At 60.4% G+C, this 25,868-nt stretch carries 30 protein-coding genes; 18 read left to right on the top strand and 12 right to left on the bottom strand.

The annotated features are described in order from the left end of the window. Positions 1 to 253: 253 nt before the first annotated feature. Entirely contained in the window at positions 254 to 643 is a 390-nt protein-coding gene (gene tolA / locus L085_RS18325; protein ID WP_226988551.1) for a cell envelope integrity protein TolA, read from the top strand. A 148-nt stretch (positions 644 to 791) separates the two neighbouring features. Next, positions 792 to 1,694, top strand: a complete 903-nt coding sequence (locus tag L085_RS18320) for an HNH endonuclease (protein ID WP_044031413.1) — start codon at positions 792 to 794, stop codon at positions 1,692 to 1,694. Between the two features lie 30 nt (positions 1,695 to 1,724). On the opposite strand, the gene L085_RS18315 is transcribed toward L085_RS18320, so the two are convergent. Next, entirely contained in the window at positions 1,725 to 2,015 is a 291-nt protein-coding gene (locus L085_RS18315; protein ID WP_015377616.1) for a hypothetical protein, read from the bottom strand. A 146-nt stretch (positions 2,016 to 2,161) separates the two neighbouring features. On the opposite strand from L085_RS18315, the gene L085_RS18310 reads away from it, so the two are divergent. Beyond that, positions 2,162 to 2,581: a GNAT family N-acetyltransferase gene (locus L085_RS18310; RefSeq protein WP_044031412.1), complete on the top strand. Its 420-nt coding sequence runs from the start codon at positions 2,162 to 2,164 to the stop codon at positions 2,579 to 2,581. On the opposite strand, the gene L085_RS18305 is transcribed toward L085_RS18310, so the two are convergent. Together L085_RS18305 and L085_RS18300 are read right to left on the bottom strand one after the other, a co-directional pair. Next, positions 2,578 to 2,790: a hypothetical protein gene (locus L085_RS18305; RefSeq protein WP_004941224.1), complete on the bottom strand. Its 213-nt coding sequence runs from the start codon at positions 2,788 to 2,790 to the stop codon at positions 2,578 to 2,580. The genes L085_RS18310 and L085_RS18305 overlap by 4 nt on opposite strands. A 93-nt stretch (positions 2,791 to 2,883) precedes the next feature. Beyond that, on the bottom strand, positions 2,884 to 3,999 hold the full coding sequence (locus tag L085_RS18300) for an AI-2E family transporter (RefSeq protein WP_033640590.1): 1,116 nt from the start codon (positions 3,997 to 3,999) through the stop codon (positions 2,884 to 2,886). Positions 4,000 to 4,293: 294 nt separating this feature from the next. Here L085_RS18300 and L085_RS25630 point away from each other — a divergent pair, with 294 nt between their 5' ends. Further along, positions 4,294 to 4,431, top strand: a complete 138-nt coding sequence (locus L085_RS25630) for a hypothetical protein (protein WP_004941229.1) — start codon at positions 4,294 to 4,296, stop codon at positions 4,429 to 4,431. Between the two features lie 85 nt (positions 4,432 to 4,516). On the opposite strand, the gene L085_RS18295 is transcribed toward L085_RS25630, so the two are convergent. Together L085_RS18295 and L085_RS18290 are read right to left on the bottom strand one after the other, a co-directional pair. Then, positions 4,517 to 4,726, bottom strand: a complete 210-nt coding sequence (locus L085_RS18295; RefSeq protein WP_004941231.1) for a 4-oxalocrotonate tautomerase family protein — start codon at positions 4,724 to 4,726, stop codon at positions 4,517 to 4,519. 17 nt (positions 4,727 to 4,743) lie between these two features. Beyond that, the gene (locus tag L085_RS18290) at positions 4,744 to 5,484 is read right to left on the bottom strand and encodes an SDR family oxidoreductase (protein ID WP_044031410.1); all 741 of its coding nucleotides are present in this window, start codon (positions 5,482 to 5,484) and stop codon (positions 4,744 to 4,746) included. Between the two features lie 122 nt (positions 5,485 to 5,606). On the opposite strand from L085_RS18290, the gene L085_RS18285 reads away from it, so the two are divergent. Continuing rightward, positions 5,607 to 6,509 carry a LysR family transcriptional regulator gene (locus L085_RS18285; protein ID WP_044031409.1) on the top strand — a complete coding sequence of 301 codons (903 nt, stop codon included), beginning with the start codon at positions 5,607 to 5,609 and terminating at the stop codon, positions 6,507 to 6,509. On the opposite strand, the gene L085_RS18280 is transcribed toward L085_RS18285, so the two are convergent. Then, positions 6,484 to 7,692 carry an MFS transporter gene (locus tag L085_RS18280; protein WP_044031408.1) on the bottom strand — a complete coding sequence of 403 codons (1,209 nt, stop codon included), beginning with the start codon at positions 7,690 to 7,692 and terminating at the stop codon, positions 6,484 to 6,486. The genes L085_RS18285 and L085_RS18280 overlap by 26 nt on opposite strands. A 232-nt stretch (positions 7,693 to 7,924) precedes the next feature. Between L085_RS18280 and L085_RS18275 the strand changes: the two genes are divergently transcribed. The 5 genes from L085_RS18275 (at position 7,925) to L085_RS18255 (ending at position 12,299) form a co-directional block, all read left to right on the top strand. Further along, positions 7,925 to 8,383: a hypothetical protein gene (locus L085_RS18275; protein WP_044031407.1), complete on the top strand. Its 459-nt coding sequence runs from the start codon at positions 7,925 to 7,927 to the stop codon at positions 8,381 to 8,383. A gap of 98 nt (positions 8,384 to 8,481) precedes the next feature. Continuing rightward, positions 8,482 to 8,898 (top strand): DUF2000 domain-containing protein, encoded by a 417-nt coding sequence (locus L085_RS18270; RefSeq protein ID WP_004941246.1) that lies wholly within the window; start codon positions 8,482 to 8,484, stop codon positions 8,896 to 8,898. 72 nt (positions 8,899 to 8,970) lie between these two features. After that, positions 8,971 to 10,002, top strand: coding sequence for a LacI family DNA-binding transcriptional regulator (locus tag L085_RS18265; RefSeq protein WP_044031405.1), 1,032 nt, complete (start codon positions 8,971 to 8,973; stop codon positions 10,000 to 10,002). A 186-nt stretch (positions 10,003 to 10,188) separates the two neighbouring features. Beyond that, positions 10,189 to 11,112 carry a TIM barrel protein gene (locus tag L085_RS18260; protein ID WP_044031404.1) on the top strand — a complete coding sequence of 308 codons (924 nt, stop codon included), beginning with the start codon at positions 10,189 to 10,191 and terminating at the stop codon, positions 11,110 to 11,112. Positions 11,113 to 11,126: 14 nt separating this feature from the next. Next, entirely contained in the window at positions 11,127 to 12,299 is a 1,173-nt protein-coding gene (locus tag L085_RS18255; protein ID WP_044031403.1) for a Gfo/Idh/MocA family oxidoreductase, read from the top strand. Between the two features lie 13 nt (positions 12,300 to 12,312). Here L085_RS18255 and L085_RS18250 read toward each other — a convergent pair whose 3' ends face one another. Then, positions 12,313 to 12,663, bottom strand: a complete 351-nt coding sequence (locus L085_RS18250; RefSeq protein WP_044031402.1) for a GFA family protein — start codon at positions 12,661 to 12,663, stop codon at positions 12,313 to 12,315. 141 nt (positions 12,664 to 12,804) lie between these two features. Between L085_RS18250 and L085_RS18245 the strand changes: the two genes are divergently transcribed. The 3 genes from L085_RS18245 (at position 12,805) to L085_RS18235 (ending at position 14,960) form a co-directional block, all read left to right on the top strand. Next, entirely contained in the window at positions 12,805 to 13,014 is a 210-nt protein-coding gene (locus tag L085_RS18245) for a hypothetical protein (protein WP_004941260.1), read from the top strand. A 147-nt stretch (positions 13,015 to 13,161) separates the two neighbouring features. After that, the gene (locus L085_RS18240; RefSeq protein WP_044031401.1) at positions 13,162 to 14,241 is read left to right on the top strand and encodes an SMP-30/gluconolactonase/LRE family protein; all 1,080 of its coding nucleotides are present in this window, start codon (positions 13,162 to 13,164) and stop codon (positions 14,239 to 14,241) included. Between the two features lie 74 nt (positions 14,242 to 14,315). Then, positions 14,316 to 14,960, top strand: coding sequence for a Qnr family pentapeptide repeat protein (locus tag L085_RS18235; protein WP_015377630.1), 645 nt, complete (start codon positions 14,316 to 14,318; stop codon positions 14,958 to 14,960). On the opposite strand, the gene L085_RS18230 is transcribed toward L085_RS18235, so the two are convergent. Then, positions 14,950 to 15,567 carry a LysE family translocator gene (locus tag L085_RS18230; protein ID WP_021505532.1) on the bottom strand — a complete coding sequence of 206 codons (618 nt, stop codon included), beginning with the start codon at positions 15,565 to 15,567 and terminating at the stop codon, positions 14,950 to 14,952. The two genes, L085_RS18235 and L085_RS18230, sit on opposite strands and share 11 nt — an antisense overlap. Positions 15,568 to 15,846: 279 nt before the next feature. Here L085_RS18230 and L085_RS18225 point away from each other — a divergent pair, with 279 nt between their 5' ends. Beyond that, entirely contained in the window at positions 15,847 to 16,275 is a 429-nt protein-coding gene (locus L085_RS18225) for a universal stress protein (RefSeq protein WP_044031400.1), read from the top strand. Positions 16,276 to 16,590: 315 nt separating this feature from the next. After that, positions 16,591 to 17,346, top strand: a complete 756-nt coding sequence (locus L085_RS18220; protein WP_025302549.1) for an SDR family oxidoreductase — start codon at positions 16,591 to 16,593, stop codon at positions 17,344 to 17,346. Positions 17,347 to 17,389: 43 nt separating this feature from the next. On the opposite strand, the gene L085_RS18215 is transcribed toward L085_RS18220, so the two are convergent. Genes L085_RS18215 through puuD form a run of 4 tightly spaced genes read right to left on the bottom strand, consistent with a single transcriptional unit; the run spans position 17,390 to position 21,509 of the window. After that, positions 17,390 to 18,670: an FAD-binding oxidoreductase gene (locus L085_RS18215; RefSeq protein WP_004941279.1), complete on the bottom strand. Its 1,281-nt coding sequence runs from the start codon at positions 18,668 to 18,670 to the stop codon at positions 17,390 to 17,392. Between the two features lie 11 nt (positions 18,671 to 18,681). Continuing rightward, entirely contained in the window at positions 18,682 to 20,178 is a 1,497-nt protein-coding gene (gene puuC / locus L085_RS18210; RefSeq protein ID WP_044031399.1) for an aldehyde dehydrogenase PuuC, read from the bottom strand. A 15-nt stretch (positions 20,179 to 20,193) separates the two neighbouring features. After that, positions 20,194 to 20,751: an HTH-type transcriptional regulator PuuR gene (puuR, locus tag L085_RS18205; RefSeq protein ID WP_033638246.1), complete on the bottom strand. Its 558-nt coding sequence runs from the start codon at positions 20,749 to 20,751 to the stop codon at positions 20,194 to 20,196. Then, positions 20,748 to 21,509 (bottom strand): gamma-glutamyl-gamma-aminobutyrate hydrolase, encoded by a 762-nt coding sequence (gene puuD / locus L085_RS18200; RefSeq protein WP_044031398.1) that lies wholly within the window; start codon positions 21,507 to 21,509, stop codon positions 20,748 to 20,750. Before puuD ends, puuR begins: the two co-directional genes overlap by 4 nt. Positions 21,510 to 21,728: 219 nt before the next feature. Here puuD and L085_RS18195 point away from each other — a divergent pair, with 219 nt between their 5' ends. From L085_RS18195 to yddG, 3 genes are all read left to right on the top strand, one after another. After that, the gene (locus tag L085_RS18195) at positions 21,729 to 23,147 is read left to right on the top strand and encodes a glutamine synthetase family protein (RefSeq protein WP_015377637.1); all 1,419 of its coding nucleotides are present in this window, start codon (positions 21,729 to 21,731) and stop codon (positions 23,145 to 23,147) included. 308 nt (positions 23,148 to 23,455) lie between these two features. Next, entirely contained in the window at positions 23,456 to 24,826 is a 1,371-nt protein-coding gene (locus L085_RS18190) for an APC family permease (RefSeq protein ID WP_004941289.1), read from the top strand. A gap of 91 nt (positions 24,827 to 24,917) precedes the next feature. Further along, the gene (gene yddG, locus L085_RS18185; protein ID WP_044031397.1) at positions 24,918 to 25,811 is read left to right on the top strand and encodes an aromatic amino acid DMT transporter YddG; all 894 of its coding nucleotides are present in this window, start codon (positions 24,918 to 24,920) and stop codon (positions 25,809 to 25,811) included. Positions 25,812 to 25,868 lie beyond the last annotated feature (57 nt).

The following is a 25,868-nucleotide window of genomic DNA, read 5'->3' as shown; positions in this document are numbered from 1 at the left end:
TCATTTTTTTAAATTGAGAGTGTATTTGACATGTGAAGAAAATATGCGTTTAACCTTAAGGGAGAGGGCTGTTTCATCGAAACTCTCGTCTTCTACGCTGACGGCTGCTTTTTATGAGTCTTACATCACTTTTCGATTGTGAATATTGAGCTGCTATTGTTATTGTTTTTCAACTGACAACATCCATAAGGACAGGGATATGAAAATAACGCATTCAGGCTATAAAACCGGCGTTGCTACAGTATTGGCGGCGATGACCGCGCTGGCATTAACGGGGTGTGCCAAGAGCACGGCCCCCAGCCAAACCGATCCGGTAAATAAAGAGGTTGACGATCTTTTCACCAACCTTGGCGACCCAAAGACGCCGGCACCGGGAAAAGAGAAAGAACACTATATCGCCCAGTTGCAGGCCGCGATTCAAAGCCATTTGAAAGATGCCGAAGCCTACTCAGGCAAGCGTTGCACATTGAGCATCAAGCTGGCGCCGGACGGTATGCTGATCAGCATTCAGGCTGAACAAGGGGAACCGGAACTTTGCCAGGCCGCGATCAAAGCAATCGCCAATGCGCGTCTGCCTAAGCCGCCAACGGCCGCGGTTTACGAAGCGGTCAAAAACAGCACGTTGGAATTTCGCCCGCAGTGAATAAACAATGCTGTTTCCGTGCAACGCTATCCCGGTCAAGGCCGGGATTTTTTATTGCCGTCACCCTGCGTTAATGGGTGAAAATCACTAAAGCCTTTGATGAATGGTGACGATAACCCTTAAAACTCCTGATTATAAAAGAGTGGCCATGCGTTTTTTCTGGGTCAACATCGGTGGCAGCGTCGCGGAAGTTTTGAAGGGCGAATTCTTGTGGGCGCCGCAATATGGAATAAATAAGACTGGGAACATGTTTAAACCTGCCGGGTGGGAAACGGTCAAAAAAGTCAAAGAGGGTGACCTGATTTTTTGCCACAAGGGTAGGAAGATTATCGGCGTGGCGACAGCGGTACGCGATGCTTACTCTGCACCGCGGCCTGAGCATCGGGTCGCGGGACCGCCGCATATTGCGGGTACCCAAGTCGATTTGGAACTGACGCGTCTTGAACTCCCTATTGATGTTTCCCTTTTTAATCAGGCGTTCATACGCATGCACAACCAGGCTTGCCTTCCGCGCGTTTTTAATAAGAAAGGCGGATGCACCGAAAACTATATGTGCGAGATCCCCGTGCCGGCAGCCGCGTTGATCGCCGGTTTTATCTCGGAAAATCTCTCTATCAACCTCCATGCGGATACCGTCGAAATCACCAGAGAGGTCGGTGGTGAGCAAGAAAGGGTGATTCAGGCGCGGATTGGGCATGGTCCCTATCGCGATAAAATGTTTAAGCGGTGGGGAAATCGGTGTGCGGTCACGGGGATTGCTGAGCCGTCCATTCTCATTGCCTCTCACATCGTTGCCTGGTCGATTGCGACCCCAGAAGAGAAAGTGGATCCGCACAATGGTCTGCCGTTAATCCCCAATCTGGACAAGCTGTTCGATCGCGGCACGATCAGTTTTGCCGATGACGGACGTTTGCTGTATCCACAGACGAAGAGCAGCTTGTTAGATGAGTTAAAGATCCCGCTGGATGCGAACATTAGCGGGTTGTCTGAAAAGAACAGAGCTTACCTACGGCGGCATCGAGCGAGATGGGGTTTTGAAGTAGAGCCCTGATGCAGGTTTGCCAAATCAGGACAGGGGCTCTTACCGATACATCATCGCGCTCACGCGCTCGCTTCGGTCTTTAAAACCGTTGCTGCGCATCGTGACCACATAGTAGCGATAGTGATGTTTCTGTGCGTATTCGCGCACCAGATCTTCGGCGAACAGGCCGCTGAAGGTGACGGTGGTGACAAACGTCAGCCCTTTCACTTCGTAGGTGCTGATCTCTTGCGGGGTGCCGATATACGGCGGCGGGAACACGGTTTTGTGGAACTGGCAGCCCGCCAGCAGCAGGGTAAACAGCAGGGCGGCGGGTATTTGCGGTATGCTCATCGGGAAAAGCTTTCCTTCCTTGGCGTGTGTTTTAGTAACTCTATAATAGGATTACAAAATTCGGCGGGGATGTAAAAATTATCCCGCTTCGGTTGCCGTTTCGTTGAAGCGGTGTCGCCGCCCCTCATCAGAATGAAGGGATAAACATGTTTGTTCGTCTTGCCACTGAAACCGATGTCGCAGCCCTGATCGCCCTCGACAGCGTCGCCAAACACGAACCGCAGCGCGCGGCGCAGATCCGGGCCTGGTGCGGGCAGGGGGATTGCTATCTTGCCGAGGAACAGGACGTGGTGATGGGCTATGGCGTACTGCACTATCACTTCTTCGGCTGCGGTTTTATCGAGATGCTAATGGTCGGCGAGCGCTATCGCCGCCGGGGCGTCGGGCAGGCGTTGATTACGGCATTGAAGTCCCATTGCCGACACCCGAAGCTGTTCACTTCCACCAATCGTTCCAACCTGCCGATGCAGCGGCTGCTGCTGAACGCCGGATTTGTCGCCAGCGGCCAGATTGACAATCTCGATGACGGCGATCCGGAGCAGGTCTTTTTTATCCCGCTGCGCTAATACAGTCGGACATCGACCGCCTGCTGTTGCAGCCAGGTGCTGACGTAGCCATAAGCGGCATAGAAGGCCAGCAGCGCGAAGATCAGCACCGAAAGCGAGGCCAAAAATTTGACGTCGCCGTGCTTCGAAAGCTGGTAAGCGCAAGAGATAAAGGCCAGCAGGCACAGCAGGGTGAAGGCGATGGCCAGCGTGGCGTAGAAAATAAGCATAACGAAACCCGTTCTTCCTTGTGAACCTGGCAAGGATACCACAGACAAAAAAAGGGGCCCAAACGGGCCCCTGCGTGATTCGCTGCGGGAGGTTTACTCCACCGCGTCGGGATGGTTTTTGCCTTCCTCGATAAATTCTTCGTCGATCTCTTCGATATTCTCCTCGCTGTCGCGGCCGGACAGGATGTTCCAGCAGGCGATGAACAGCGCGGCGATCAAGGGGCCGATAACGAAGCCGTTGATGCCGTAGATCTCCATGCCACCCAGGGTGGAGATCAGGATCAGGTAGTCCGGCATTTTGGTGTCTTTGCCCACCAGCAGCGGGCGCAGGATGTTGTCCACCAGGCCGATCACCACCACGAAGAACACTACCAGGAAAATGGCTTTCCACAGCATGCCGGTGGCGAAGAAGTAGATCACCGCCGGCACCCAGATGATGGCGGAGCCCACGGCCGGGATGATCGACAGGAACGCCATCAGCGCGCCCCACAGCAGGCTGCCGTCGATGCCGGTAAAGTAAAACGCCAGCCCGCCGAGCGCACCTTGCACCACGGCGACCACCACCGTGCCCTTGACGGTGGCGCGGGAGACGGCGGCGAACTTGACGAACAGATGGTGTTTCACGTGCTGGGAGAGCGGCAGCGCTTCGAGCGCCAGGTTCACCAGATAGGGGCCGTCTTTCAGCAGGAAGAACAGCAGATAGAGCATCACGCCGAAGCCGACGACGAAGTTGAAGGTGCCCTTGCCGATCAGGAACACGCTGCCCGCCAGATATTGCCCGCCCTTGAGCGCCACCTCGGAAAGCTGCTTTTGGATCTCGGCGGCGCTGTTGAGGTTATGCTCCGCCAGGAAGCGCTGCGCCCAGCCGGGCAGGTGGCGCATAAAGTCCGCCAGCATGGTCGGCAATTGGCTGTTGTTGGTCTGCAGCTTGGTGTAGATCACGTTGAATTCCATCGCCAGCGACGAGGCGATGATCGCCAACGGCGTGAACACGATCAGGCAAATCAGCGCCACCGTCAGCAGCGACACCACGCCGTTGCGTTCGCCGACGTACTGCTTCAACTTCTTTTTCACCGGATGGAAAATCACCGCCAGAATAACCGCCCACAGCACCGAGGAGTAATAAGGCCCCAGCACGTCGAGAAAAGCGGCGGTAACGATGAACAGGATCAGAATAAAGAATCCCTTGGAAATGCCTTTAGACATCATAGTCGTCCCTCAAAAGATGAATTTTCAGCATAGATGAACTGAATGAAAACAACACTATCATCACCTTTGCTTAACCGGTAGGGGATTTTTAGTGGCGTATTCCATAGGGTTATTAAGGGCAAGGCGGGCGCCGCACGGTGAACAGGTGGCGGCGTGAGAAAAGAAAGAGGGCTAAATAATTAACAAAATTTATTGATTGTGTTTCATTTTGTGAGCCGCGCTTGCCGCCTGCGCCAGGCTTTCCTAGTTTTTAGGAGGGCGGCCGTTCGCCCGATACCACGAAGGAGTATGCAAATGACTGAACACAAACGACTTGCCGTTATCGAAAAGGTGCTGCTGATCGCTTTCGCCGGTGTGCTGGTTTATCTTGCCGCGACCGGCGCCTTGTCATTATCGGGTCTGGACCATCACTGGCCTTATCCTTCGCGCTGAGCGTGATTGATCTCACCACGCAGACCCGATAACGATAACTAGCAGCTGTACCCTACGACACTGGATCCCCAGAATAAATCGCCCGTCATTCGCCTCGTTCTTTGGCGCGCAGGGCGGTGACGCTCTCTCCGCCGACGCCCCAGTTGTCGGTGGCTACCTCGTCAATCACCACGAAAGTGGTGTGGCGTGGCTTATTCAGCACCTGCTCCAGCAGCGCGGTGGCTCCCTCGATCAGCATGCGCTTTTGCGCGGCGCTGACCCCTTCGTCGGTCACTTTAATGTTGACGTATGGCATGGCGTTTCTCCCCGGTTTCACCAGACGCCGGCGGTGGCGCCGCCGTCAACCGCGAGCGCCGCGCCGGTAACGAAATTGGCGTCGGTCAGATACAGCACCGCATCGACGATGTCCTGCGGCTGGCCGACGCGGCCGGTTGGCGCCAGTTGCCGCATCTGCGCCAGGCTCTGTTCATCATTTTGATGCATCGGCGTGGCGATGATGCCGGGCGCCACGGCGTTGACCATCACGTTGTACGGCGCTAACTCCAATGCCAGCTCGCGCACGGCGTGGTTAAGGCCGCCTTTAATCAGCACCGGCAGCAAAGCGGGCACTTTGCTGTTGGGCTGCATGGCGATCGACGCGGTGATGGCGACGATGTGGCCGGCACCGCGTTGCTGCATATGCCGGGCGGCGGCCTGCGCCGGGTAGAAGAAGCCTTTCAGATTGGTTGCCACCATCGCGTCGACCTCCTCCGGCGTATAGTCGGCGATCGGCTTGGCGATAAATATGCCGGCGTTATTGATGAGAATATCTACCTGACCAAAAGCCTGTATCGCCAGGCTGAACAACCGTTCGGCGGTTTCCGGCAGCGCGATGTCTCCCGGCGCCAGCAGCAGATTGGCCGGGCGGCCGAGTTTGTCCGCCGCCGCCTGCAGCCGTTCAAGCGAACGGGCGTTTGCGACAACCTGATAGCCGCGCGCCAGGTAGGCTTGCGCGATGGCGAAGCCCAAGCCGCTCGATGCGCCCGTGACGATGACCGTTTTTACTTTGCTCATTTTCTCTCCTCGACAGGATAGGGATTGATCGTACGTGAACGGTAATCCATACCTGATGATTGAAAAATGAGGGGGAAAGAACTTTAATTTATACCTTATGTAATGAATTAGCAGGGAGAGACATGCAACGCCATTTTGACGACGTTCAGGTGGGCAGAATCGAGCTGTTTTGCCTGACGGTAGAAACCGGCAGCTTCACCGCAGCGGCCAATGCCGCCGGGATAACCCCTGCGGCGGTCAGCCGCTCGGTCGCGCGTCTGGAGACGCGATTGCAGGCGAAGCTGTTTATCCGCACCACACGCCAGATGCGCGTCACGGATGCCGGCCAGCGTTATTACCTGGAATGTCGCCGGGCGCTGAGCCAGCTGATGGAGGCCGAGGCGAGCATTTCCGGCGAACGGGACAAACCGGTGGGCACGCTCAGCATCAGCGCGCCGACGCTGTACGCGCATTTTAGGTTGTTGCCGCGTTTGCCCGAGTTTGCGCAACGCTATCCCGATCTCAAGCTGAATCTGCACGTCAGCAATCAGAATATCGATTTCTCCGAAGATAAATTCGACGTCGCCATTCGCGGCAGCGAGCTGAACGACTCCGGCCTGGCGGCGCGGCGTCTGGAGGAGGCTGAACTGATCGTGGTGGCGACGCCGGGCTATTTGCAACGCCACCCTGCGCCGCTCACGCCGGCGGATCTGGCCCGGCACGATTGCATTCAGTATGCGTTGCCCAGCACCGGCAGAAAAACCGCCTGGACGTTTAAGGTTCAGGGCGAAAACAGCAAAGTGGAAACTGCCGGGCGCTGGCTTTGCCAGGAAGATTACCTCGCTACGCTGACGCTGGTGAAAAGCGGCGCCGGACTGATGCAGGTGTATCGCTTTACCGTCGAACAAGAGTTGAGCAGCGGGGCGCTGGTCGAGGTATTGAAAGATTACGCCGGCGCCTCGCGTCCCTTCATCCTGCTTTACCCCTATGCGCGCTTTGTCCCGCTGAAGGTGCGGAAATTCATCGACTTCCTGACGGAAGCGTAGCCGCCAGCGCCAATACCGCTCCAGACACCGCCGCCGCCAGCACCAGCCACGCCGGGGCCGCCCAGCCGGCTGCGGCCACGATGGCGCTCAGCGCGACCGGGCCGATCACCTGGCCGAGGTAGTTTCCCTGCATCACCAGCCCGAGGCTCAGCGGCAGCAGCGTCGGTTCCGGCGTCGCCGCCGGCGTGGCGGCCAGAATGGTGGCGGGCAGTATGCCGGCGATGGCGCAGAACAGGAAACACAGCGGGATCAGCAAGCCGTTGGGCGTCATCGGCAGGAAAATTCCGACGCCGAAGACCCCGATCAACAGGCTGGTGGCGGCGAGCAGCGTTCTGGCGGGCAGCCCGCGCGACAGCAGCACGCCGGCGGCGAGGTTGCCGATGATGTTGGCCGCCACCGCCGCCGCGCTGATGCCGCCGGCGGCCGCCAGCGACAGGCCGATGCGCTGCATCAGAAAGATCGGCAAAAAGGTCATTACCGAGAAAAACTGCAGGTTGTAAGCGGTGAACATCAGCGCCAGCAACAGCGGCTGGCGCGCCCGCAGCATCGCGCCCAGCGCTTGTCGCAGCGGCAACGGCGGAACGTGCGCCTTGGCGGCGCGGCGGGACGTGGTCAGCGGCAGCAGCAGGGCGGCCAGCAGCGTCAACGCCGCACCGGCCTGCCAGCTCTGCTGCCAGTCGGCCAGATGCGGGCCGAAAAACAGCGAAATGGCGATGCCCGCCGGCATGAAGGTGCTCCAGATGCCAAAAACCAGGCTGCGCTGCGCCGGGGCGACGATGCGGTTCAGCACCGCCGGCGAGGCAACCACCACGATCACGAAGCCGAGGCCTTCGACAAAGCGGCTGACGATCAGCCCGCTGAAGTCGTGCAGCGTGGCGCCGGCGAAGCTGGCGGCGCTGATGATCAGCAATCCCAGCGCCAGCAGGCGCCGGTCGCCCCAGCGGCGCACCAGCAGCCCGGCGGCGATGCCGCCGAACACCCCGACGAAAGGAAACGCCGAGATGACCCAGCTTAGCGTCTCCAGCGAGCGGCCAAACTCGGCCTGCAGCGCCGGCAAGGCAATGGTGGCCTTGCCCACGTGCAGCGCCGCGGCGATGCCGGCGAACAGCACATTGATGACGGCCAGCCAGGGCGTGGCGGCGGGGGAAACGCGGTCAATGGCGTCCGGTTTAATCGCAGTCATAACACTCTCCAGTGGCGGTAACGCCCTCACTATGCGTCTGCGCTACGACAGAAGTCGTTCAAATGCTGCGCTGTCACGCGGGGAAATTATTCATTTCGAGCTTTATTTTGCGCGCCTCGTTGTTTGGTTCGCCAGCGTGCCGCCCTGCGTGGACGCGGGTGCCCCTGCAACGGTTTACTGTTCCGGCACGCAGCGAGCGTGTCCGATCAATTTTATTTATAAGGAGCAGTGTATGTCAGAGATGATGAATGAAAACGGAGCGCCGGTGATGGAGTGGAGCTACGGTGGCCGTGGTGACGATATCAGCAGCAGCCTGACCTTCGACACGGTTGAGGAGCAGCCGCAGGGTTTCCTGATGACGGTCGATCGGCCGGTGCAGATCTTTACAGAGGCGCTGTCGCCGCTGATGGCCTTTGTCACGCTGCTGCGCCCGCTGTATGCGAAGACGGGCGAGGGATTCCAGTTCGTGCCGGTTTCCAACCCCTGGACCGATGTGCAGCGCCTGCCGCCAAGTGCGGGCTATCTGGGCGTGCAGGTCAACGCCGGGTTGTTCTTCCACGGGGCCAAACCGACGCACTATAAAGATCGCGACGGCCAGATGAAGCCTATCGACGGCGGCACTCTTTTGCAGAACATCACCGTGCTGCATCAGGTGGCCCAGCCGCTGGGGCCTGGCGAAGGCGCGGTCTGAGCCGGCCGTGCTATCACGGGGCCGGACGCGGCCCCTTATCGCGCCTTGAAACCGTGCGCCGGTTGGGTAAAACTGGCTGTCTATTCAAGGAGAAGAGTATGTACAGCGACAACGAGAAAAAGTTTTATATCATCCTCAACCGCAATCACGAACCGGCCACGCTGTTTAACGCCTCTTGCCATCTGACGGCGGGCATCACCGATCTGATCGAGCAGCGCGAGTTTCACCACTATCCGAGCAGCCTCGACGGCGTCAGCGCCAATATGAGCCACTACCCGATCGTCATCCTGCAGGCTAAAAACAGCAGCCAGCTCAGCAACCTGATCCTCAAATGCAAGGAGGAGGGCGTGCTGTCCAACTTCTTCACCACCACCATGCTGTCGCACTCCGCCGAGCAGCAGATCGCCGACACTGCCAATACCCCTTACGAGCAGCTGGATTTCGTGGCGGTGGCGCTCTACGGTGACACCGAGCAGCTTAAGCCGCTGACCAAGAAGTTCTCCGTCTACCGTTAATCGCGAACGGCATCACATCAGGGGCGGCAACGGCTATGATATTTTTCCATCAAATCGTTGATGGAGATGAACATGAGCGGCAAGAAAACCACCATGGCGGCCATCGCCAGAGAGGCGCGGGTCGGCATCGCCACCGTCGATCGGGTAATCAACCAACGCGCGTCGGTGCGGCCCGCCACCCAGCGCCGGGTGATTGAGGCGGCGAAAAAGTTGGGGTTCGCGTTGGAGAAGTCCCACTGCCTGTCGGCGGTGCTGGGCAGGCCGGAACGCCGCCTGAGAATGGGGTTCATCCTGCTGCGGCGCGAACACTCTTTCTATGCGCAACTGGCTGATGAACTGATGGCGCAAGCGGCGCCGTATCATGAGCCGGGTCAGCCGCCGCAGTTCATCTTCCACTCTCTCAATGCCATCGGCGACACCGCAGCCGCCATTAGCCAATTGAGCCGCCAGGTGGAAGCGATCGGCGTGCTGACGCTGGATCACCCCCTGATCCACTATGCCGTAGAAGAAGCCGCCCAGGCGGGCATCAACGTTTTCGCGCTGCTGTCGGATTTATCGGTACCCAGCCGCGCCGGCTACATCGGTCTGGATAATCAAAAAGCGGGCCGCACTGCCGGCTGGGCAGTGGATCGTCTGTGCCGGCGGCAGGGCGACGTCGGCGTGATCATCGGCGACAACCGTTTTACGTGTCAGGAGGCCTGCGAGATCGGTTTCCGCTCTTATCTGCGTGAGCAGATGAGCGGTCAGCGCGTGCTGGAGCCGGTGCGCAGTCATGAGGACGCGGAAACGGCGCGCCGGGTCACGCGTGAACTGCTGGCGAGCCACCCGGAGCTGGCGGCGCTTTACGCGCCGAGCGGCGGTGTGGAAGGCATTATTCAGGCGTTGCGAGAGAGCGGCCGGCAGCATGACATTACGCTGGTGTGCCACGGCCCGGTGCAGGGCGGTGAAATGGCGCTGCTCGACGGCACGGTGGATCTGCTGCTGTGCCACCGCATTCCCGAATTGGCCGCCACGATCGTCGAGACGTTACTCGCCGCCGATGAACAACCGGGATTACGCCACATCATTAATCGCTTCGATGTGATCACCAAAGAAAACCTCTGACGGCCGCTGAGTGGTGTTTGCCGAGGTCAGGGCGCAGCCAGGCGCCGCCTGTATTTGATTAAAAACCATCAAATATTTTATCAAAAATAGCGCGATCTCTATCAAAAAATAAAATTTTCATTATTGATGGTTTTGGAATTTTTGTTTGATACTGCCGGCATTCCCTGCAAAAAAGGAGCCGTCGCCATGACTTTGCCTATCGCCAATGCGCCCTGCAGTTGGGGCGTGGATGATCCGAACAACCCCCATTTGCCGCCCTATGCCACGGTTCTGCAAGAAGCGTCGGCGGCCGGTTACCGCAGCATCGAGCTGGGGCCGTGGGGCTATCTGCCGACGCAGAACGAGGCGCTGTGCGCCGCGCTGGAGCAGCATCGCCTTTCGCTGGTGGCCGGCACGATTTTTGACGATCTGGTCAGCGAGGCCAACATTGAGCGCCTGCTGGATCTGACGCATCGGATATGCCGCAACCTCTCGCGGGCGCCCAGGGCGGGGCCGAGCGAGGGCGATCGCGCCGCGCCGCCGTTCCTGGTGATTATCGATTTCGGCAATCCGCAACGCGCCAGGTTCGCCGGGCGTTCAGATTTAGCGCCGCGTTTGTCGCAGGCGGAGTGGCAGAGGATGATCGGGCACATTACGCGCATCAGCGAACTGGCCTGGCGGGAATACGGCGTGCGGCCGGTGGTGCATCCGCACGCCGGCGGCTGCATCGAGTTCGCCGACGAAATCGACCGGTTGGCGGCGGACATTCCGCATCACACCGCCGGATTGTGTCTGGATACCGGCCATCTGTATTACGCCGGGCTGGACCCGGCTGCCTGGCTGAGCAAGCACTTTGAGCGCCTCGATTATCTGCACTTCAAAGACGTCGATCCGCAGGTGTTCCGCGAGGTGCTGGCGCGCGGCGTCGATTTCTTCACCGCCTGCGCTGAGGGCGTCATGTGCCCGTTGGGCAGCGGGGCGATCGATTATCCGCAACTGCGCGCGCTGTTGGCCGAGCGCGGATACCGGGGCTGGATCACTATCGAGCAGGAGCGCGATCCGCGCAATGTGCAGGGCAGCCTGCAGGACGTCACCGCCAGCTTGCGCTACTTGCGCGGCCTCGGCTTTTAATCAGGAGAAACACGATGATCAACGGCAGCAAACCTTTGGCGAGATCGTTGCGCTGGGGCATGGTCGGCGGCGGCGGCACCAGCCAGATCGGTTACATCCACCGTTCGGCGGCCTTGCGCGACGGCGCGTTTACTCTGTTGGCCGGCGCGTTCGACATTGACGCCGAACGCGGGCGTGATTTTGGCCGGAGTCTGGGCGTGGCGGCGGCGCGCTGTTATGCGGATTATGCCGAGATGTTCCGCGCCGAAGCCGCGCGGGCGGACGGCATCGAAGCGGTCTCGATCGCCACGCCGAACAACACCCATTACGCCATTTGCCGGGCGGCGCTGGAGGCGGGATTGCACGTGGTGTGCGAGAAGCCGCTGTGTTTCAGCGTCGAAGAGGCGCAGGCGCTGGCGGCGCTGTGCGAGCGGCAGCGCAAAGTCATCGGCGTGACCTACGGCTATGCCGGGCACCAGATGATTTTGCAGGCGCGACAGATGATTGCCGATGGCCGGCTGGGGGAAATTCGGCTGGTGAATATGCAGTTCGCCCACGGCTTTCACGCCGCGCCGGTGGAGCAGGATAATCCCAGCACTCGCTGGCGGGTTGATCCTCGCTTTGTCGGCCCCAGCTATGTGCTGGGCGATCTGGCGACCCACACGCTGTTCCTGGCGGAAACCATGGCGCCGCAGCTGAAGATCCGGCGGCTACTCTGCAGCCGACAAAGCTTTGTGCCGTCGCGCGCGCCGTTGGAGGACAACGCCTATGTGCTGATGGAGTATCACAACGGCGCCATCGGCTCCGTGTGGGCTTCGGCGGTCAACTGCGGTTCGATGCACGGCCAAAAGGTGCGCATTGTCGGTGAAAAGGCCAGCCTGGAGTGGTGGGATGAACAACCCAATCAGCTGCGCTTCGAAGTGCAGGGCGAGCCGGTGCGGATCCTGGAGCGCGGCATGCCGTATCTCGCCGCGTCGGCGCTGGCGGACGATCGCATCGGCGGCGGCCATGCGGAGGGGCTGTTTGAAGCCTGGTCGAATCTCTACCGCCGCTTCGCGCTGGCGATGGACGCCACCGATCGGCGCGACGCGGCCTTCCTGGCCGACTTCTGGTACCCGGACGTGCAGGCCGGCGCGCTGGGCGTGAAGTGGGTGGAGCGCTGCGTGCAATCCGCCGAAACCGACGCCGGCTGGGTCGCCTTCGACTGAGCGCGCGATTCGCTCAGACGCTGGCCCCGTCGTAGCTGTGGATCTGTAACGCATCGAGCGCGACGTCAGGCACGCAGCGCAGGTTGACGGCGCACATCGCGGCGCCGTCCGGCGCGGTGCCGTAGGCAAAGGGCTGGGCGCCGCAGACTCGGCAGAACTGATGGCGGATCTTGTGCTGATTGAAGGTGTAGGTGCTGAGCCGGTCTTGGCCGCTGCTGAGCGTGAACGCGCTGATGGGAAAGAACGACAGCAACAGCCCCTTGCGGCGGCAGATCGAGCAGTTGCAGCTGAGGGCTTCGGTCGGCAGTTCGGCGTCTACGGAGAAGGTGACGGCGCCGCAGTGGCAGCTTCCCTGGAATGACATGGCGATGATCCTGTAACAGGGGAGAGTGTTTGCCCAGTATAGTGCAATTTATCGCCATTCGGCCGCACCGGGCGGGGTTTCCTTAATAAATGCGCGGTTTTCTGGTAGGTTAAGGTTTAACGTCATCAAAAGGAGATCGCGATGTTAGAACATTACTATCCGGCCAATATGGGCGCTGAACCGGTCACGGACGAACAGCACAAACGGCTGGTGGCGGTGCAGGCGGCGCTGGAACTTATCAAGGCTACGCTGTCAGACACCAACGATGGCAACGGCGTGGACTTCCAGCTGAAGGCGGCGGAGAAGCACATCGGCCCGATGGCCGATGCCATTCAGGAAGCCCTGAAGTAACGGTTCGCCGTCACGTCAACCGCCCGTCTCGGGCGGTTTTTTTTTGCGCCGATTACTGCGATTTTTTTAGTGGCGCATTGCCTTTTTCCCGGCTGGTGCCATGAGCGGCGCGATCCTACTCTAGCGATCCGAGTCCTCATCAGGGTCATGCTCATGTTCCGCTTCAGCTTCTTTTCTTTCTTATTGCCGTGCCGCCGATGCGTCACCCAGTTGGCCGGCGCTGCGCTGTTGCTCTGCGGCGTTATGCAGGCGCAGGCCACGCAACGCATCGAGTTTTCACCGGACCCCGCCGGCGCCTACCCTGAGGGCATTGCCTGGAATGCACGCGCCGGTGCGTTCCTGATCTCCTCCCTGCGCGGCGGGCAGCTTGGCCTGGTCTACCCGGATGGCCGCTATCGGCGGTTTTCCACCGGCACGGGGCTTATCACCACCTCCGGCATGCTGGTGGACGCCGAGCGCAACCGGGTGCTGGTGTGCAACGAAGACGTGGGCGTGTCCCGCAACTCTGCCGCCGGCACGCGCAATCGCGTGGCGCAGGTGCTGGAGTTCAATCTCGATACCGGCGTGCTGCAGCAGACGTACGACCTTTCATCGCTAAGCCATGGGCCGACGCTGGCCAACGATCTGACGCTCGACGCGCAGGGCAATATCTACGTCACCGACAGCTTCCAGCCGCAGATTTACAAGATCGACCGGGCAACGCACCAGGTATCGATTCTGGTGCGCTCAGCGCGCTTGATGCCGGCCGACGCACCCGCCGCTGCGCAGGGCACGCGGCCCTATCTCAATGGCGTCGTGTATCACCCGGACGGCTTCCTGATTGCGGCGGACTACACCCGCGGGCTGCTGTGGAAGGTGACGCTGGATAACGCGCCTGCGGTAAGTGCAATCAGGTTGCCGCAACGCTTAAAAGGGCCGGACGGGTTGCGGCTCAAAAACGCCCATGAATTGGTGATCGTACAGTCTTTTCCGGGTGAAAAGGGGAGCATGTCCGGTGACGTGACGCTGCTCTCCTCGACCGACGGCTGGGCGAGTGCGCGTATCGCCGCGGTCGCCGCGCCGCCGGGATTGGATGGGCCGACCGGCGCCGCGCTGCGCGATGGCGAGGTGTGGGTCGTCAACTCCCGTTACCCCCGGCTGTTTGCCGACGTCGCTCAGGCGGAAAGTACCAAGACGTTCAGTATCGTCAAGGTAGCGTTCGAACCGGTCGCAGCGGATGGCCGCTGATCGACGGCGATTGCCATCCCTGCCGGAATAGGATTAAATGCGCACTGACTGTATAAATAAACAGGTGCGCTGCGATGAGTCTGATGTTGAAGGGTGAAAAGATTGACCGTAACCGCTTTACCGGCGAGAAGATTGAAAACGGCAGTTTTATGCTGTGCGATTTTTCGGGCGCCGATTTGACCGGCACCGAGTTTATCGGCTGCCAGTTTTACGATCGCGACAGCCGACAGGGCGGCAATTTCAGCCGCGCGATACTGAAAGACGCCAGCTTCAGAAGCTGCGATTTGTCGATGGCCGATTTCCGCCATGCCAGCGCGCTGGGGGTGGAGATCCGCGAATGCCGCGCGCAAGGCGCCGATTTTCGCGGCGCCAGCTTTATGAACATGATCACCAGCCGCACCTGGTTTTGCAGCGCCTATATCACCAAAAGCAACCTGAGCTATGCCAACTTCGCCAAGGTGGTGCTGGAGAAATGCGAGCTGTGGGAAAACCGCTGGCACGGGGCGCAGGTGCTCGGCGCCAGCTTCAGCGGCTCCGATCTGTCCGGCGGCGAATTCTCCGGTTTTGACTGGCGCGCCGCCGATGTCACCCAGTGCGATCTGAGCAACGCGGAACTGGGTGAGTTGGATTTACGCACCACCGATCTGCAGGGCGTTAAAATGGACAGTCACCAGGCCGCTCAACTGCTGGAGCGGCTGGGGATCGCGATCATCGGCTGAGTAACTGCCGCAGTCCCAGTGCGATGATCAAGGTGCCGCAGGCGCGATCGATCCAAGCCTTGCTGCGGCGGTAGGCGCCGGCGACAGGCGCGTGCGACAATACCAGCGCCACCAGCCCGTACCACAAGCTGGCTATCACCGCGACTTCCAGCAGCATGGCGAGAAAAGTCGGTGTAGAAACATGGGCGGGCGCCGCTGATGAGAAGACGGCGGCGTAAAACGCAATGGATTTGGGGTTGGCGATGTTGGTGGCGATACCCTGTAGAAAGGCGGCGCGAAAACCGCTTTTTCCGGTGGCCGCTGGGGTGCCGGAAGAGGGCGCCGCCTGGGCGATAAGCCGATAGCCGAACCACATTAAATAGCCAGCGCCGGCGACTTTAATCGCCATAGCCAACCAGGGGAACAGGGCGAAAACCACGCCGATGCCAAGAAGGGCGCTGCTCGCCCAGAACAGATTGACCAGCACGATGCCGGCCACCAAGGCAAACGCCTCTGTCCGGCGTGCTGAAACGGCTTTGTGAGCGACAGCGACGAAATTGGGGCCGGGGATCACCACGCCGACAATATACACGGTGAAAACGGCGAGTACGGCGGACATATCGATCATGGAAGATTGCCTGTTACAACAAGAGTACCGTTAGTTTTATAACGAATCCCGCACAGAATCCACCCGACCGATCGCGCCGCCGCTCCGATGACGGCCGGGAAGAATTACGCATGCGGCACATTCCGGTGAATGTCTGGGACACCGAGGCGATGGCGCTCGTCGACCGTTTGCCGAGGGGGCAGGCGAGCGGCCCGGCGCTGGGCTAAACTTAAGATGCATAAGAAACATGCGGCAAGGAGCGCCATCCTGTTTACGGATCTGACGAGGAGGGCCGCCATCATGGCTTACCGGCATATCGTTGTCGCCACGGATCTCAGCGAAGACGCCGAGTTCCTGCTGGGCAAGGGCGCCAGACTGGCCGCCGCGCTCAATGCCAAACTTTCCCTGATCTATATCGACATCCACCGCGCCGGCTATTACGTCGATCTGGGCGTGGGCGATTACAACTACACCGATCGCACCTTTTCGGAGCGGGTGAGGAATATGCTCAATGCGATCAAAGGGCAGTCGTCGTATCCGGTGGAAGAGGTGATCGTCAGCCGCGGCGCGTTGACAGAAGAGCTGAACCGGGTGGCGAAGGAAAAAGGGTTCGATCTGGTGATCTTCGGCCATCATCATGATGTCTGGAGCCGACTGGTCTCTTCGGCGCGTCAGGCGATCAACGAGCTGAACGTTGATCTACTGGTTGTTCCCATCGAGAAAAAATAGTCGCGGCCGCCTGCGGGCGGCTGCCGTTTTCCATTCGCATCGCTTATCTCTGGGTGAAGATAACTGCATACCTGCAATAATTCCGCTTGCTGACAATCCGCCCGAAAAATAGTGACTGCCTGGAATTTTATTTTCTCCATCAATATGTTGGCCAAAACCCGATAAAGGTTAATCCAGCGCATTGAAATCACTGTCATACCTCCTTTTGGTTAATAAACCGCACGTTTTGACTGGCTCTCAGGGAGCCTGAGTCTTATCCTCGGAGCAATGAGATTTGTATGACTTATATAAATGCGTTTACATGGAGGAGGTCTCATGCGTTTTGACAATAAAGTCGTGGTTATCACCGGTGCGGGCAATGGCATGGGGGAAGCGGCGGCGCGGCGTTTCTCCGCCGAGGGTGCTATCGTGGTGCTGGCCGACTGGGCCAAGGAAGCGGTGGACAAGGTCGCCGCTTCGCTGCCGAAGGGCCGGGCGATGGCGGTGCATATCGATGTGTCCGATCACGTCGCGGTTGAAAAAATGATGAACGAGGTGGCGGAAAAACTGGGCCGCATCGACGTCCTGCTGAACAACGCCGGCGTACACGTGGCGGGCAGCGTGCTGGAAACCAGCGTCGACGACTGGCGTCGCATCGCCGGGGTTGATATTGACGGCGTGGTGTTCTGCTCCAAATTCGCCTTGCCGCACCTGCTGAAGACCAAGGGCTGCATCGTCAATACCGCGTCAGTGTCCGGCCTGGGCGGTGACTGGGGCGCGGCCTATTACTGCGCGGCGAAAGGCGCGGTGGTCAACCTGACGCGCGCCATGGCGCTCGATCACGGCGGTGACGGCGTGCGCATCAACTCGGTCTGCCCGAGCCTGGTCAAAACCAACATGACCAACGGCTGGCCGCAGGAGATCCGCGATAAGTTCAATGAGCGCATCGCGCTGGGGCGCGCGGCGGAGCCGGAAGAAGTGGCGGCGGTGATGGCGTTCCTGGCCAGCGATGATGCCAGCTTTATCAATGGCGCCAATATTCCGGTCGATGGCGGGGCGACCGCCTCGGACGGCCAACCGAAGATCGTTTAAGCGTTAACGCACAGGCCCGGCCATCATGACCGGGCCTGTTGTTTTAGACGCCGATGCGGTCGCGCAGCGTGTAGTAGGCCGCGCCGATGGCGGTGAACGGGATCTGCAGGTTGCGTCCGCCGAAGAACGGCAGGTGCGGCAGCTTGGCGAAGGCGTCGAAGCGTTCGGCGTCGCCGCGCATCAGCTCGGCGATCAGCTTGCCCGCCAGATGGGTGCAGGTCACGCCGTGGCCGCTGTAGCCCTGCATGTAGTACACGTTATTCTCCAGCCGGCCGAACTGCGGCATGCGCGACAGCGTCAGCAGGAAGTTGCCGGTCCAGCGATAGTCGATACGCACCCCTTTCAGCTGCGGGAAGGTCTTCAGCAGCTTTGGCCGGATCAGGTTGTCGATGTCGTCCGGATCGCGCGCGCCGTACACCACGCCGCCGCCGTACAGCAGGCGATGATCGGCGGTGATGCGGTAGTAATCCAGCAGGTAATTGCAGTCTTCCACGCAGTAGTTCTGCGGGATCAGCGCCTGCGCGATCTCCGGCGCCAGCGGTTCGGTGGTCACCACCTGAGTGCCGCACGGCATGCTGCGCTTGGCCAGCCGCGGCTCCAGCTTGTCGCCCAGGTAGGCGTTGCCGGCGACGATGACGAAGCGCGCCTTCACCTGGCCGTTGGCGGTGCTGATGAGCGCCGGTTCGCCGTGGCGGATGTTCGTCACCGCCGATTGCTCGAAGATGCGTCCGCCCTGCAGGCGAATCGCCTCGGCCTCGCCCAGCGCCAGATTGAGCGGATGGATGTGGCCGCCGCTGTGATCGAGCAGCGCGCCGACATAGCGATCGCTGGCGACCTCCTGGCGCACCCGGTCTGCGTCGAGCAGCTCAAGCTGGGTATTGCCGTAGCGCTCCCAGTTGCGTTTTTGCTCGATCAGGGCATGGAACTGCTTGTTGTTCAGGGCGGCGAAGATGCCGCCGGGGCGGTAGTCGCAGTCGATGGCGTAGCGGCTGATGCGGCTGCGAATGATCTCCGCGCCTTCGAACATCATGCTGCCGAGCAGGCGGGCGCTTTCCGCGCCGTAGCGCTCTTCAATCACATCGATGTCGCGGCTGTAAGAGTTGACCAACTGGCCGCCGTTGCGGCCGCTGGCGCCGAAACCGATGCGCGCCGCTTCCAGCACCACCACGTCGTAACCGGCTTCCACCAGGAACAGCGCGGAGGAGAGGCCGGTATAGCCGCCGCCGATCACGCAGACGTCGCACTCGAGAGATTCATTCAATTGCGGATAGGGCTGATGTGCATTGGCCGTGGCCGCATAATAGCTTTTTACGTGTTCAGTCATGATGTAAGCCCTTATTCCAGCGAGATCCAGGTGGTTTTCAATTCGGTGAATTTGTCCAGCGCGTGCAGCGATTTGTCGCGGCCGTTGCCGCTCTGCTTATAGCCGCCGAACGGCACGGTCATGTCGCCGTCGTTGTAGTTGTTGACGAACACCGTGCCGGCTTTCAGCTGGCGCGCCATGCGGTGCGCCCGCGCCAGATCGCGGGTCCAGACCGCAGCGCCGAGGCCGTAGTCGCTGTCGTTGGCCAGCTGCAGCGCCTGTTGCTCGTCGTCGAAGGCGGTCACCGCCAGCACCGGGCCGAAGATTTCATCGCGCGCCACGCTCATGGCATTGTCCACCTGGGTGAGGATGGTCGGCCCCAGATAGCCTGCGTGGTCGCCCTGTGGATGGTCGCGCCCGTCGAGGAACAGCGCGGCGCCCTGGCTCAGCCCCCGATCGATATAGCCGGCCACTTTCTCGCAGTGGCCGCTGTCGATCAGCGTGCCCATCACCGTGTCGGGATCGAGCGGATCGCCGGGCACGAAAGCCGCCGCGTGTTTGCGCAGCGCCTGCAGGAACGCTTGCTCAATGCTCGCTTCGACCAAAAGGCGAGTGCCGGCGATGCACACCTGACCCTGATTGTAGAAGATGCCGGCGGCGGCGCTGCGGGCGGCCTGATCCAGATCCGGGCAGTCGGCGAAGACGATGTTGGCGCTTTTGCCGCCGGCCTCCAGCCAGACGCGCTTCATGTTCGATTCGCCGGCGTAAATCATCAGCTGTTTCGCCACCAGCGTAGAGCCGGTAAAGGTGAGGGCGTCGACGTCGCGGTGCAGCGCCAGCGCCTTGCCGGCGTCGTGGCCGTAGCCGGGCACCACGTTCAGCACGCCGTCCGGCAGCCCGGCCTGTTGCGCCAGTTTGCCGAGCAGGATGGCGCTCAGCGGCGACTTTTCGGAGGGTTTGAGCAGCACGCTGTTGCCGGCGGCCAGCGCCGGGCCGAGCTTCCAGCAGGCCAGCAGCAACGGGAAGTTCCAGGGCACGATGGCGCCGACCACGCCGATCGGCTCGCGTTCGATCAGCGCCAGCGCCTCGCGACCGGTGGGGGCGATTTCGCCGTACACCTTATCGATCGCTTCGGCGTACCAGCGGATGCAGCGGATAGCGCCCGGCACGTCGTCGCGCAGGCTGTGACGAATCGGTTTGCCGGTGTCCAGCGTTTCCAGCAGCGCCAGCTCTTCGTGATGCTGTTCCATCAGATCGGCGAAGCGCAGCAGCGTGGCTTTGCGCTGCGCCGGCGCGGCCTGCGCCCAGTCGCCGCGTTCAAAGGCGGCGCGCGCCGCGCTGACCGCCCGATCGATGTCGGCGGCTTCACCGCGCGCGACCTGCGCCAGCTCACGGCGGCCGGCGGGATCTTCCACGGCGAAACGCTTCCCCGCGGCGGCCGGTTGGTAGCGGCCGTCGATAAACAGCTGGTGCTCAATCTTCAGGGCCTGCGCCCGTTGTTGCCAATACTGCAAATGGTGAAAGTTCATGCCTGGCTCCGTTGATCAGAATGTCGTCGGCGTATGGGCGCTGATAATCCGGCAAATGCGCGCCGACGTGTTGCTGAAGCTGTGGGGAATGCCGGTATTGATGGCGTAGCTCTGCCCGGCCAGCAGGTGATAGCTCTGGCCGTTGACCTGCAGCACCACTTCGCCCTCCAGCAGCGTGCCGATCTCTTCCCCTTGGTGTTTGATGCGCTCGCCGGTGGTGGTGCCCGGTTCGTAGGTCTCGATCATCATTGCCAGCGTGCGGTTCGGATCGCCGTTGTGGATCAGCTTCATCGAAACGCCCTGGCTGCCGATTTCGATCAGATCGTCACTGCCTATCACGATCTGCGGTTCTGCCGGTTTTTCCGGCTCGGCGAAAAACGCCGACAGCGACAGACCGTATACCGTCAGCAGCTTTTGCAGCGTGCTGATGGCCGGGCTGACCTTGTCCTGCTCGATAGTACTGATGGCGCTGTGGGTTAACCCAGACAGTTCGGCGACCCGGCGCTGCGACAACCCCAATTGTTGACGGATCTGCGACAGACGTTTTCCCGGTGCCAAGCTGACGTCGCTCATGGGCGTTTTTCCTTTTGATAGTTCCGACAGGCGGTGATGAAACCATCAAACAACAGGCGCGACAGGGCGTACTCGTCGCTGTTCCACTCCGGGTGCCACTGCACGCCGAGCGCGAAGGGCTGATCGCGCACGCTGATCGCCTCCACCAGCCCGTCGGCGGCGTGCGCCTCGACGCGAACGCTCGCGCCCAGAGTTTTGGCGCCCTGGCCGTGCAGCGAGTTCACCCAGAATCTGTTGCAATCCGGTATCAGTTGCGAAAGTAGCCCCCCTTCCTGAACGATGACTTCATGGGCGGGGGCGTATTGCTGTTCCAGCGGCAGGTCGTGATCTTCACGATGCTCCAGCAGCTCGGGCAGTTCGTACAGGCGGCGATGCAGGGTGCCTTGGGTGGCGACCACCATCTCCTGCATGCCGCGGCAAATGGCGAAAAGGGGAATGCGCCTGTCGAACGCCTGGCGGAGCAGCGCCAGGCTCAACGCGTCTCGGCCAGGATCGGCGTCAGGCTCATCGCCGTTTTCACCATAAAGGTGCGGCTGCACATTACTGGGGCTGCCCGGCAGCAAAATGCCGTCGAGGCGCGGCAACAGTTCCGCCAGCATTTCCGGCTCCGCCAGCGCGTGCGGCAGGGCGATCGGCAAGCCGCCGGCGGTGATAACGGCATTCAGGTACTTTTCTTGCAAGGTCTGTGTGAGGTGCCCGTTTAACCTATACCTGCACATGACGACGCCGATGACTGGTCTGTTAAATATATTGTCCATGCTATCCCCTTGGTACGTTCGAAATTATGAACGATAAGCTTCTCCACCGCCGATTTCGTTCAATATTCTATAAATCTAGCAGTCGATTGGGCAATATTCAAACCAAAAGTAACACTTGCAAAACAAATTTGTTTCATCTACGTTTCATTTGTGGGCATTATATTGAACAAGACGGTCAATAAGCATCGACGACAGCAAAACACAAACGGCGGGTGAACCATGCAGACCAACATCGTAGAAGTGGAAAACTTTGTTCAGCACAGTGAAGAGAGACGAAGTAGCGCGTTCCAGCGCGAAGTGAAGAAGTATTTGGAACGTTATCCGTTAACCCAACATGTCGACGTACTGCTGACCGATCTGAACGGCAGCTTCCGCGGCAAACGCATCCCGGTCGGCGGCCTGAACAAACTGGAGAAGGGCTGTTATTTCCCTGCGTCGGTATTTGCAATGGATATTCTCGGCAACGTCGTAGAAGAGGCCGGGCTGGGGCAGGAGTTGGGCGAGCCGGATCACGTGTGCGTGCCGGTGCCGGGCACGCTGACGCCGTCGGCGGCGGACCCGCAATATATCGCGCAGGTGCTGCTCACCATGCTGGATGAAGATGGCACTCCCTTTGACGTTGAACCGCGCAATGTGCTGAACCGAGTGTGGCAGCGTTTGCGTCAGCGCGGGCTTTCCCCCGTGGTAGCGGTAGAGTTGGAGTTCTATCTCATCGATCGTCAACGCGATGCGGAGGGCTATCTGCAGCCGCCTTGCGCGCCGGGAACCCAGGAGCGCAACACCCAAAGCCAGGTGTACTCCGTCGATAACCTGAACCATTTCGCCGATGTGCTGAGCGAAATCGACGAGCTGGCCCGTTTGCAGGGCATTCCGGCGGACGGCGCGGTGGCGGAAGCGTCGCCGGGGCAGTTCGAAGTCAACCTGCACCATACCGATGATGTGCTGCAGGCCTGCGACCATGCGCTGGCGCTGAAACGGTTGGTGCGCATGGTGGCCGAGAACCACAACATGCAGGCCACCTTTATGGCCAAGCCGTATGAGGAACACGCCGGCAGCGGCATGCACGTGCACATCAGCATGCTGAATGCGCAAGGCGACAATGTGTTCGCCGATGACGACGGCGAAGATTCGGCGCTGCTGAAACAGGCGCTGGCGGGCATGATCGCCCTGATGCCGTCCTCGATGGCGCTGCTGGCGCCGAACGTCAACGCCTATCGCCGTTTCCAGCCCGGCATGTATGTGCCGACCCAGGCTTCCTGGGGGCATAACAACCGCACCGTGGCGCTGCGCATTCCCTGCGGCGATCGCGACAACCACCGCGTGGAGTATCGCGTGGCGGGCGCCGACGCCAACCCTTATCTGGTGATGGCGACCATTCTGGCCGGCATTGTCTACGGCCTGGAAACCGCATTGCCGCTGCCTGAGCCGGTGACCGGCAACGGGCTGGAGCAGGACGGGCTGCCGTTCCCAATCCGCCAGAGCGACGCGCTGTACGAGTTTGAGCATCAGCCGGTGCTCAATGCATTGCTGGGCGAACGCTTCAGCCATGTCTACCTGGCCTGCAAAACCGACGAGCTGGTGCAGTTCGAGCGCCTGATCACCGAAACCGAAATCGAGTGGATGCTGAAAAACGCCTGATCCCGCTCACCTAACGACTACCGCGCGCGTCCGGCGCATTTCATCGGCTCTCCTGTGGCCGGTGAGGCTGCGCGCTGCGGTACAGAATTTCTTCTATCACGGCGTACAGGACGCCGACGAGGAAATAACCATGACTCAGTCATCCCCATGCGCAGGCGTCTGCCTGTGCCGCAGTGCCTACGGGCCGGTCGCCGGCCGCCCGACAGTGACCCAAAATCGTTTTTCCCGCCGCCTGAACAGCAGTTTCCCCGCGGCCTCTCTGAATGACGTTGCACGGTTGACAGCAGAGGACCAAAAGGGGAACTGCCATGACGATTAAAGCCATCGACAGCGGCCCGGCGGGCAAACCGCAGCTGCGCAAATCCCTCAAGCTGTGGCAGGTGGTGATGATGGGCCTGGCCTATCTGACCCCGATGACAGTGTTCGACACCTTCGGCATTGTCTCCGGCCTCACCGACGGCCATGTGCCGACCTCCTATTTGCTGGCGCTGGCCGGCGTGTTGTTCACCGCCATCAGCTACGGCAAACTGGTGCGCCAGTTTCCTACCGCCGGCTCTGCCTACACCTATGCGCAGAAGGCGATCAACCCGCACGTCGGTTTTCTGGTGGGGTGGTCGTCGCTGCTGGATTATCTGTTCCTGCCGATGATCAACACGCTGCTGGCGAAGATTTACCTGACCGCGCTGTTCCCGGAAGTGCCGCCCTGGGTGTGGGTGGTGGGCTTCGTTATCCTGATCACCGCCATCAACCTGAAAAGCGTCAATCTGGTGGCCAACTTCAATACCCTGTTCGTGCTGGCGCAGGTGGCGATCATTCTGGTATTTATCTACCTGGTGGTGCGCGGCCTGCACAACGGCGAGGGGATGGGCACGGTGTGGAGCCTGCGGCCGTTCCTCAGCGAGAATGCCCACCTGCTGCCGATCATTACCGGCGCGACTATCCTGTGCTTCTCGTTCCTCGGTTTTGACGCGGTCACCACGCTGTGCGAGGAGACGCCCGACGCCGCCAAGGTTATTCCGCGCGCCATCTTCCTGACTGCGCTGTACGGCGGGGTGATCTTTATTAGCGTTTCGTTCTTTATCCAGCTGTTTTTCCCGACCATTCAACGCTTTCACCAACCCGACGCCGCGCTGCCGGAGATCGCGCTGTACGTCGGCGGCAAGCTGTTCCAGTCGATCTTCCTGTGCGTGACCTTTATCAACACGTTGGCCTCCGGCCTGGCGTCGCACGCCAGCGTGTCGCGCTTGCTGTATGTGATGGGGCGTGACAACGTGTTCCCGGAGAAATTCTTCGGCTATATCCACCCCAAATGGCGCACGCCGGCGCTGAACGTACTGATGGTCGGGCTGGTGGCGTTGTCGGCGCTGTCGTTCGATCTGGTGACCGCTACGGCGCTGATCAACTTTGGCGCGCTGGTGGCCTTTACCTTCGTTAACCTGTCGGTGATCAGCCACTTCTTTATTCGCGAAGGGCGCAACAAAAGCTGGAAGGATCGCTTCAACTTCCTGTTCCTGCCGCTGGTGGGGGCGTTGACGGTGGGGGTGCTGTGGCTGAACCTGGAGAAGAGCTCGCTGACCATGGGGCTTATCTGGGCGACGCTGGGTTTCGGCTATTTGGCCTGGCTGACCCGACGTTTTCGTCAGCCGCCGCCGCAGCTGGAGCGGCAACCGCAGCAATAAATTCACAGGCGGGAGTTTCCCGCCTTTCTTTTTAGCGCGTGCGGCAGTAGAGTGAAAAACCTGATAAAAAATAACCTATTGGACCTGCCTTATGCCCGCTTTGCCCTCGCGCACCCGCGCCACGCTGTTCGGTTTGTTGGCCATCGTGCTGTGGAGCAGCGTCGTCGGCCTGATCAGAAGCGTCAGCGAAGGGCTGGGGCCTGTCGGCGGCGCGGCGATGATCTACAGCGTCAGCGCGGCGTTCTTGCTGGTGGCGCTCGGCGTGCCGAAATGGCGCAGCTTTCCGCGGCCTTATCTCATCGTCGGCAGCCTGCTGTTCGTCAGCTACGAGATCTGCCTGTCGCTGTCGCTCGGCTACGCCAATAACCGCCTGCAGGCGATAGAAGTGGGCATGATCAACTACCTGTGGCCCTGTTTCACCGTGCTGATGGCGCTGGCGCTCAACGGGCAAAAGGCGAAATGGTGGCTGCTGCCGGGGCTGTTGCTGTCGCTGTTCGGCATCGGCTGGATCATGAGCGGCGAGGGGGGCTGGTCGCCGGCGCAGATGGTAGCCAACGTGCGCAGCAATCCGCTCAGCTATACGCTGGCGTTCAGCGGCGCGGTGATTTGGGCGCTGTATTGCAACCTGACCAAGAAGATCGCCCGGGGCAGCAACGGCGTGGTGCTGTTTATCGTGCTGACCGCGCTGGCGCTGTGGCTGAAGTATGCCTTCAGCGCGGAAAACGGCATGCAGTTCAGCGTCGGCGTGACCGTGACGCTGCTGTGCGCCGGGGTGGCTATGGGGGCGGGGTATGCCGGCTGGAACGTCGGCATCTTGCACGGCAACATGACGCTGCTGGCCACCGTCTCCTATTTTACCCCGGTGCTGTCGGCGGTGTTCGCCGCGTTGGTGTTGCACACCTCGCTGACCGTCAATTTCTGGCAGGGCGTGGCGATGGTCACTCTCGGTTCGCTGATCTGTTGGCGGGCAACTCGCGGAAATTAACGGAAATTATCCGCTGTCGTCGCAATGTTGAACTAGAATTTAACTAGCCATGTTGCC

This window comes from Serratia sp. FS14 (assembly GCF_000695995.1).
Lineage (GTDB): Bacteria > Pseudomonadota > Gammaproteobacteria > Enterobacterales > Enterobacteriaceae > Serratia > Serratia nematodiphila.
The sequence above is the reverse complement of the archived record's forward strand: the minus strand, read 5'-3'. Positions and strand labels throughout refer to the sequence as shown.

Excerpts from the sequence above, each read along its gene's own strand:
- tolA (WP_226988551.1), top strand. The coding sequence starts at position 254 with ATGACCGCGCTGGCATTAACGGGGTGTGCCAAGAGCACGGCCCCCAGC.
- L085_RS18320 (WP_044031413.1), top strand. The coding sequence starts at position 792 with ATGCGTTTTTTCTGGGTCAACATCGGTGGCAGCGTCGCGGAAGTTTTG.
- L085_RS18315 (WP_015377616.1), bottom strand. The coding sequence starts at position 2,015 with ATGAGCATACCGCAAATACCCGCCGCCCTGCTGTTTACCCTGCTGCTG.
- L085_RS18310 (WP_044031412.1), top strand. The coding sequence starts at position 2,162 with ATGTTTGTTCGTCTTGCCACTGAAACCGATGTCGCAGCCCTGATCGCC.
- L085_RS18305 (WP_004941224.1), bottom strand. The coding sequence starts at position 2,790 with ATGCTTATTTTCTACGCCACGCTGGCCATCGCCTTCACCCTGCTGTGC.
- L085_RS18300 (WP_033640590.1), bottom strand. The coding sequence starts at position 3,999 with ATGATGTCTAAAGGCATTTCCAAGGGATTCTTTATTCTGATCCTGTTC.
- L085_RS25630 (WP_004941229.1), top strand. The coding sequence starts at position 4,294 with ATGACTGAACACAAACGACTTGCCGTTATCGAAAAGGTGCTGCTGATC.
- L085_RS18295 (WP_004941231.1), bottom strand. The coding sequence starts at position 4,726 with ATGCCATACGTCAACATTAAAGTGACCGACGAAGGGGTCAGCGCCGCG.
- L085_RS18290 (WP_044031410.1), bottom strand. The coding sequence starts at position 5,484 with ATGAGCAAAGTAAAAACGGTCATCGTCACGGGCGCATCGAGCGGCTTG.
- L085_RS18285 (WP_044031409.1), top strand. The coding sequence starts at position 5,607 with ATGCAACGCCATTTTGACGACGTTCAGGTGGGCAGAATCGAGCTGTTT.
- L085_RS18280 (WP_044031408.1), bottom strand. The coding sequence starts at position 7,692 with ATGACTGCGATTAAACCGGACGCCATTGACCGCGTTTCCCCCGCCGCC.
- L085_RS18275 (WP_044031407.1), top strand. The coding sequence starts at position 7,925 with ATGTCAGAGATGATGAATGAAAACGGAGCGCCGGTGATGGAGTGGAGC.
- L085_RS18270 (WP_004941246.1), top strand. The coding sequence starts at position 8,482 with ATGTACAGCGACAACGAGAAAAAGTTTTATATCATCCTCAACCGCAAT.
- L085_RS18265 (WP_044031405.1), top strand. The coding sequence starts at position 8,971 with ATGAGCGGCAAGAAAACCACCATGGCGGCCATCGCCAGAGAGGCGCGG.
- L085_RS18260 (WP_044031404.1), top strand. The coding sequence starts at position 10,189 with ATGACTTTGCCTATCGCCAATGCGCCCTGCAGTTGGGGCGTGGATGAT.
- L085_RS18255 (WP_044031403.1), top strand. The coding sequence starts at position 11,127 with ATGATCAACGGCAGCAAACCTTTGGCGAGATCGTTGCGCTGGGGCATG.
- L085_RS18250 (WP_044031402.1), bottom strand. The coding sequence starts at position 12,663 with ATGTCATTCCAGGGAAGCTGCCACTGCGGCGCCGTCACCTTCTCCGTA.
- L085_RS18245 (WP_004941260.1), top strand. The coding sequence starts at position 12,805 with ATGTTAGAACATTACTATCCGGCCAATATGGGCGCTGAACCGGTCACG.
- L085_RS18240 (WP_044031401.1), top strand. The coding sequence starts at position 13,162 with ATGCTCATGTTCCGCTTCAGCTTCTTTTCTTTCTTATTGCCGTGCCGC.
- L085_RS18235 (WP_015377630.1), top strand. The coding sequence starts at position 14,316 with ATGAGTCTGATGTTGAAGGGTGAAAAGATTGACCGTAACCGCTTTACC.
- L085_RS18230 (WP_021505532.1), bottom strand. The coding sequence starts at position 15,567 with ATGATCGATATGTCCGCCGTACTCGCCGTTTTCACCGTGTATATTGTC.
- L085_RS18225 (WP_044031400.1), top strand. The coding sequence starts at position 15,847 with ATGGCTTACCGGCATATCGTTGTCGCCACGGATCTCAGCGAAGACGCC.
- L085_RS18220 (WP_025302549.1), top strand. The coding sequence starts at position 16,591 with ATGCGTTTTGACAATAAAGTCGTGGTTATCACCGGTGCGGGCAATGGC.
- L085_RS18215 (WP_004941279.1), bottom strand. The coding sequence starts at position 18,670 with ATGACTGAACACGTAAAAAGCTATTATGCGGCCACGGCCAATGCACAT.
- puuC (WP_044031399.1), bottom strand. The coding sequence starts at position 20,178 with ATGAACTTTCACCATTTGCAGTATTGGCAACAACGGGCGCAGGCCCTG.
- puuR (WP_033638246.1), bottom strand. The coding sequence starts at position 20,751 with ATGAGCGACGTCAGCTTGGCACCGGGAAAACGTCTGTCGCAGATCCGT.
- puuD (WP_044031398.1), bottom strand. The coding sequence starts at position 21,509 with ATGGACAATATATTTAACAGACCAGTCATCGGCGTCGTCATGTGCAGG.
- L085_RS18195 (WP_015377637.1), top strand. The coding sequence starts at position 21,729 with ATGCAGACCAACATCGTAGAAGTGGAAAACTTTGTTCAGCACAGTGAA.
- L085_RS18190 (WP_004941289.1), top strand. The coding sequence starts at position 23,456 with ATGACGATTAAAGCCATCGACAGCGGCCCGGCGGGCAAACCGCAGCTG.
- yddG (WP_044031397.1), top strand. The coding sequence starts at position 24,918 with ATGCCCGCTTTGCCCTCGCGCACCCGCGCCACGCTGTTCGGTTTGTTG.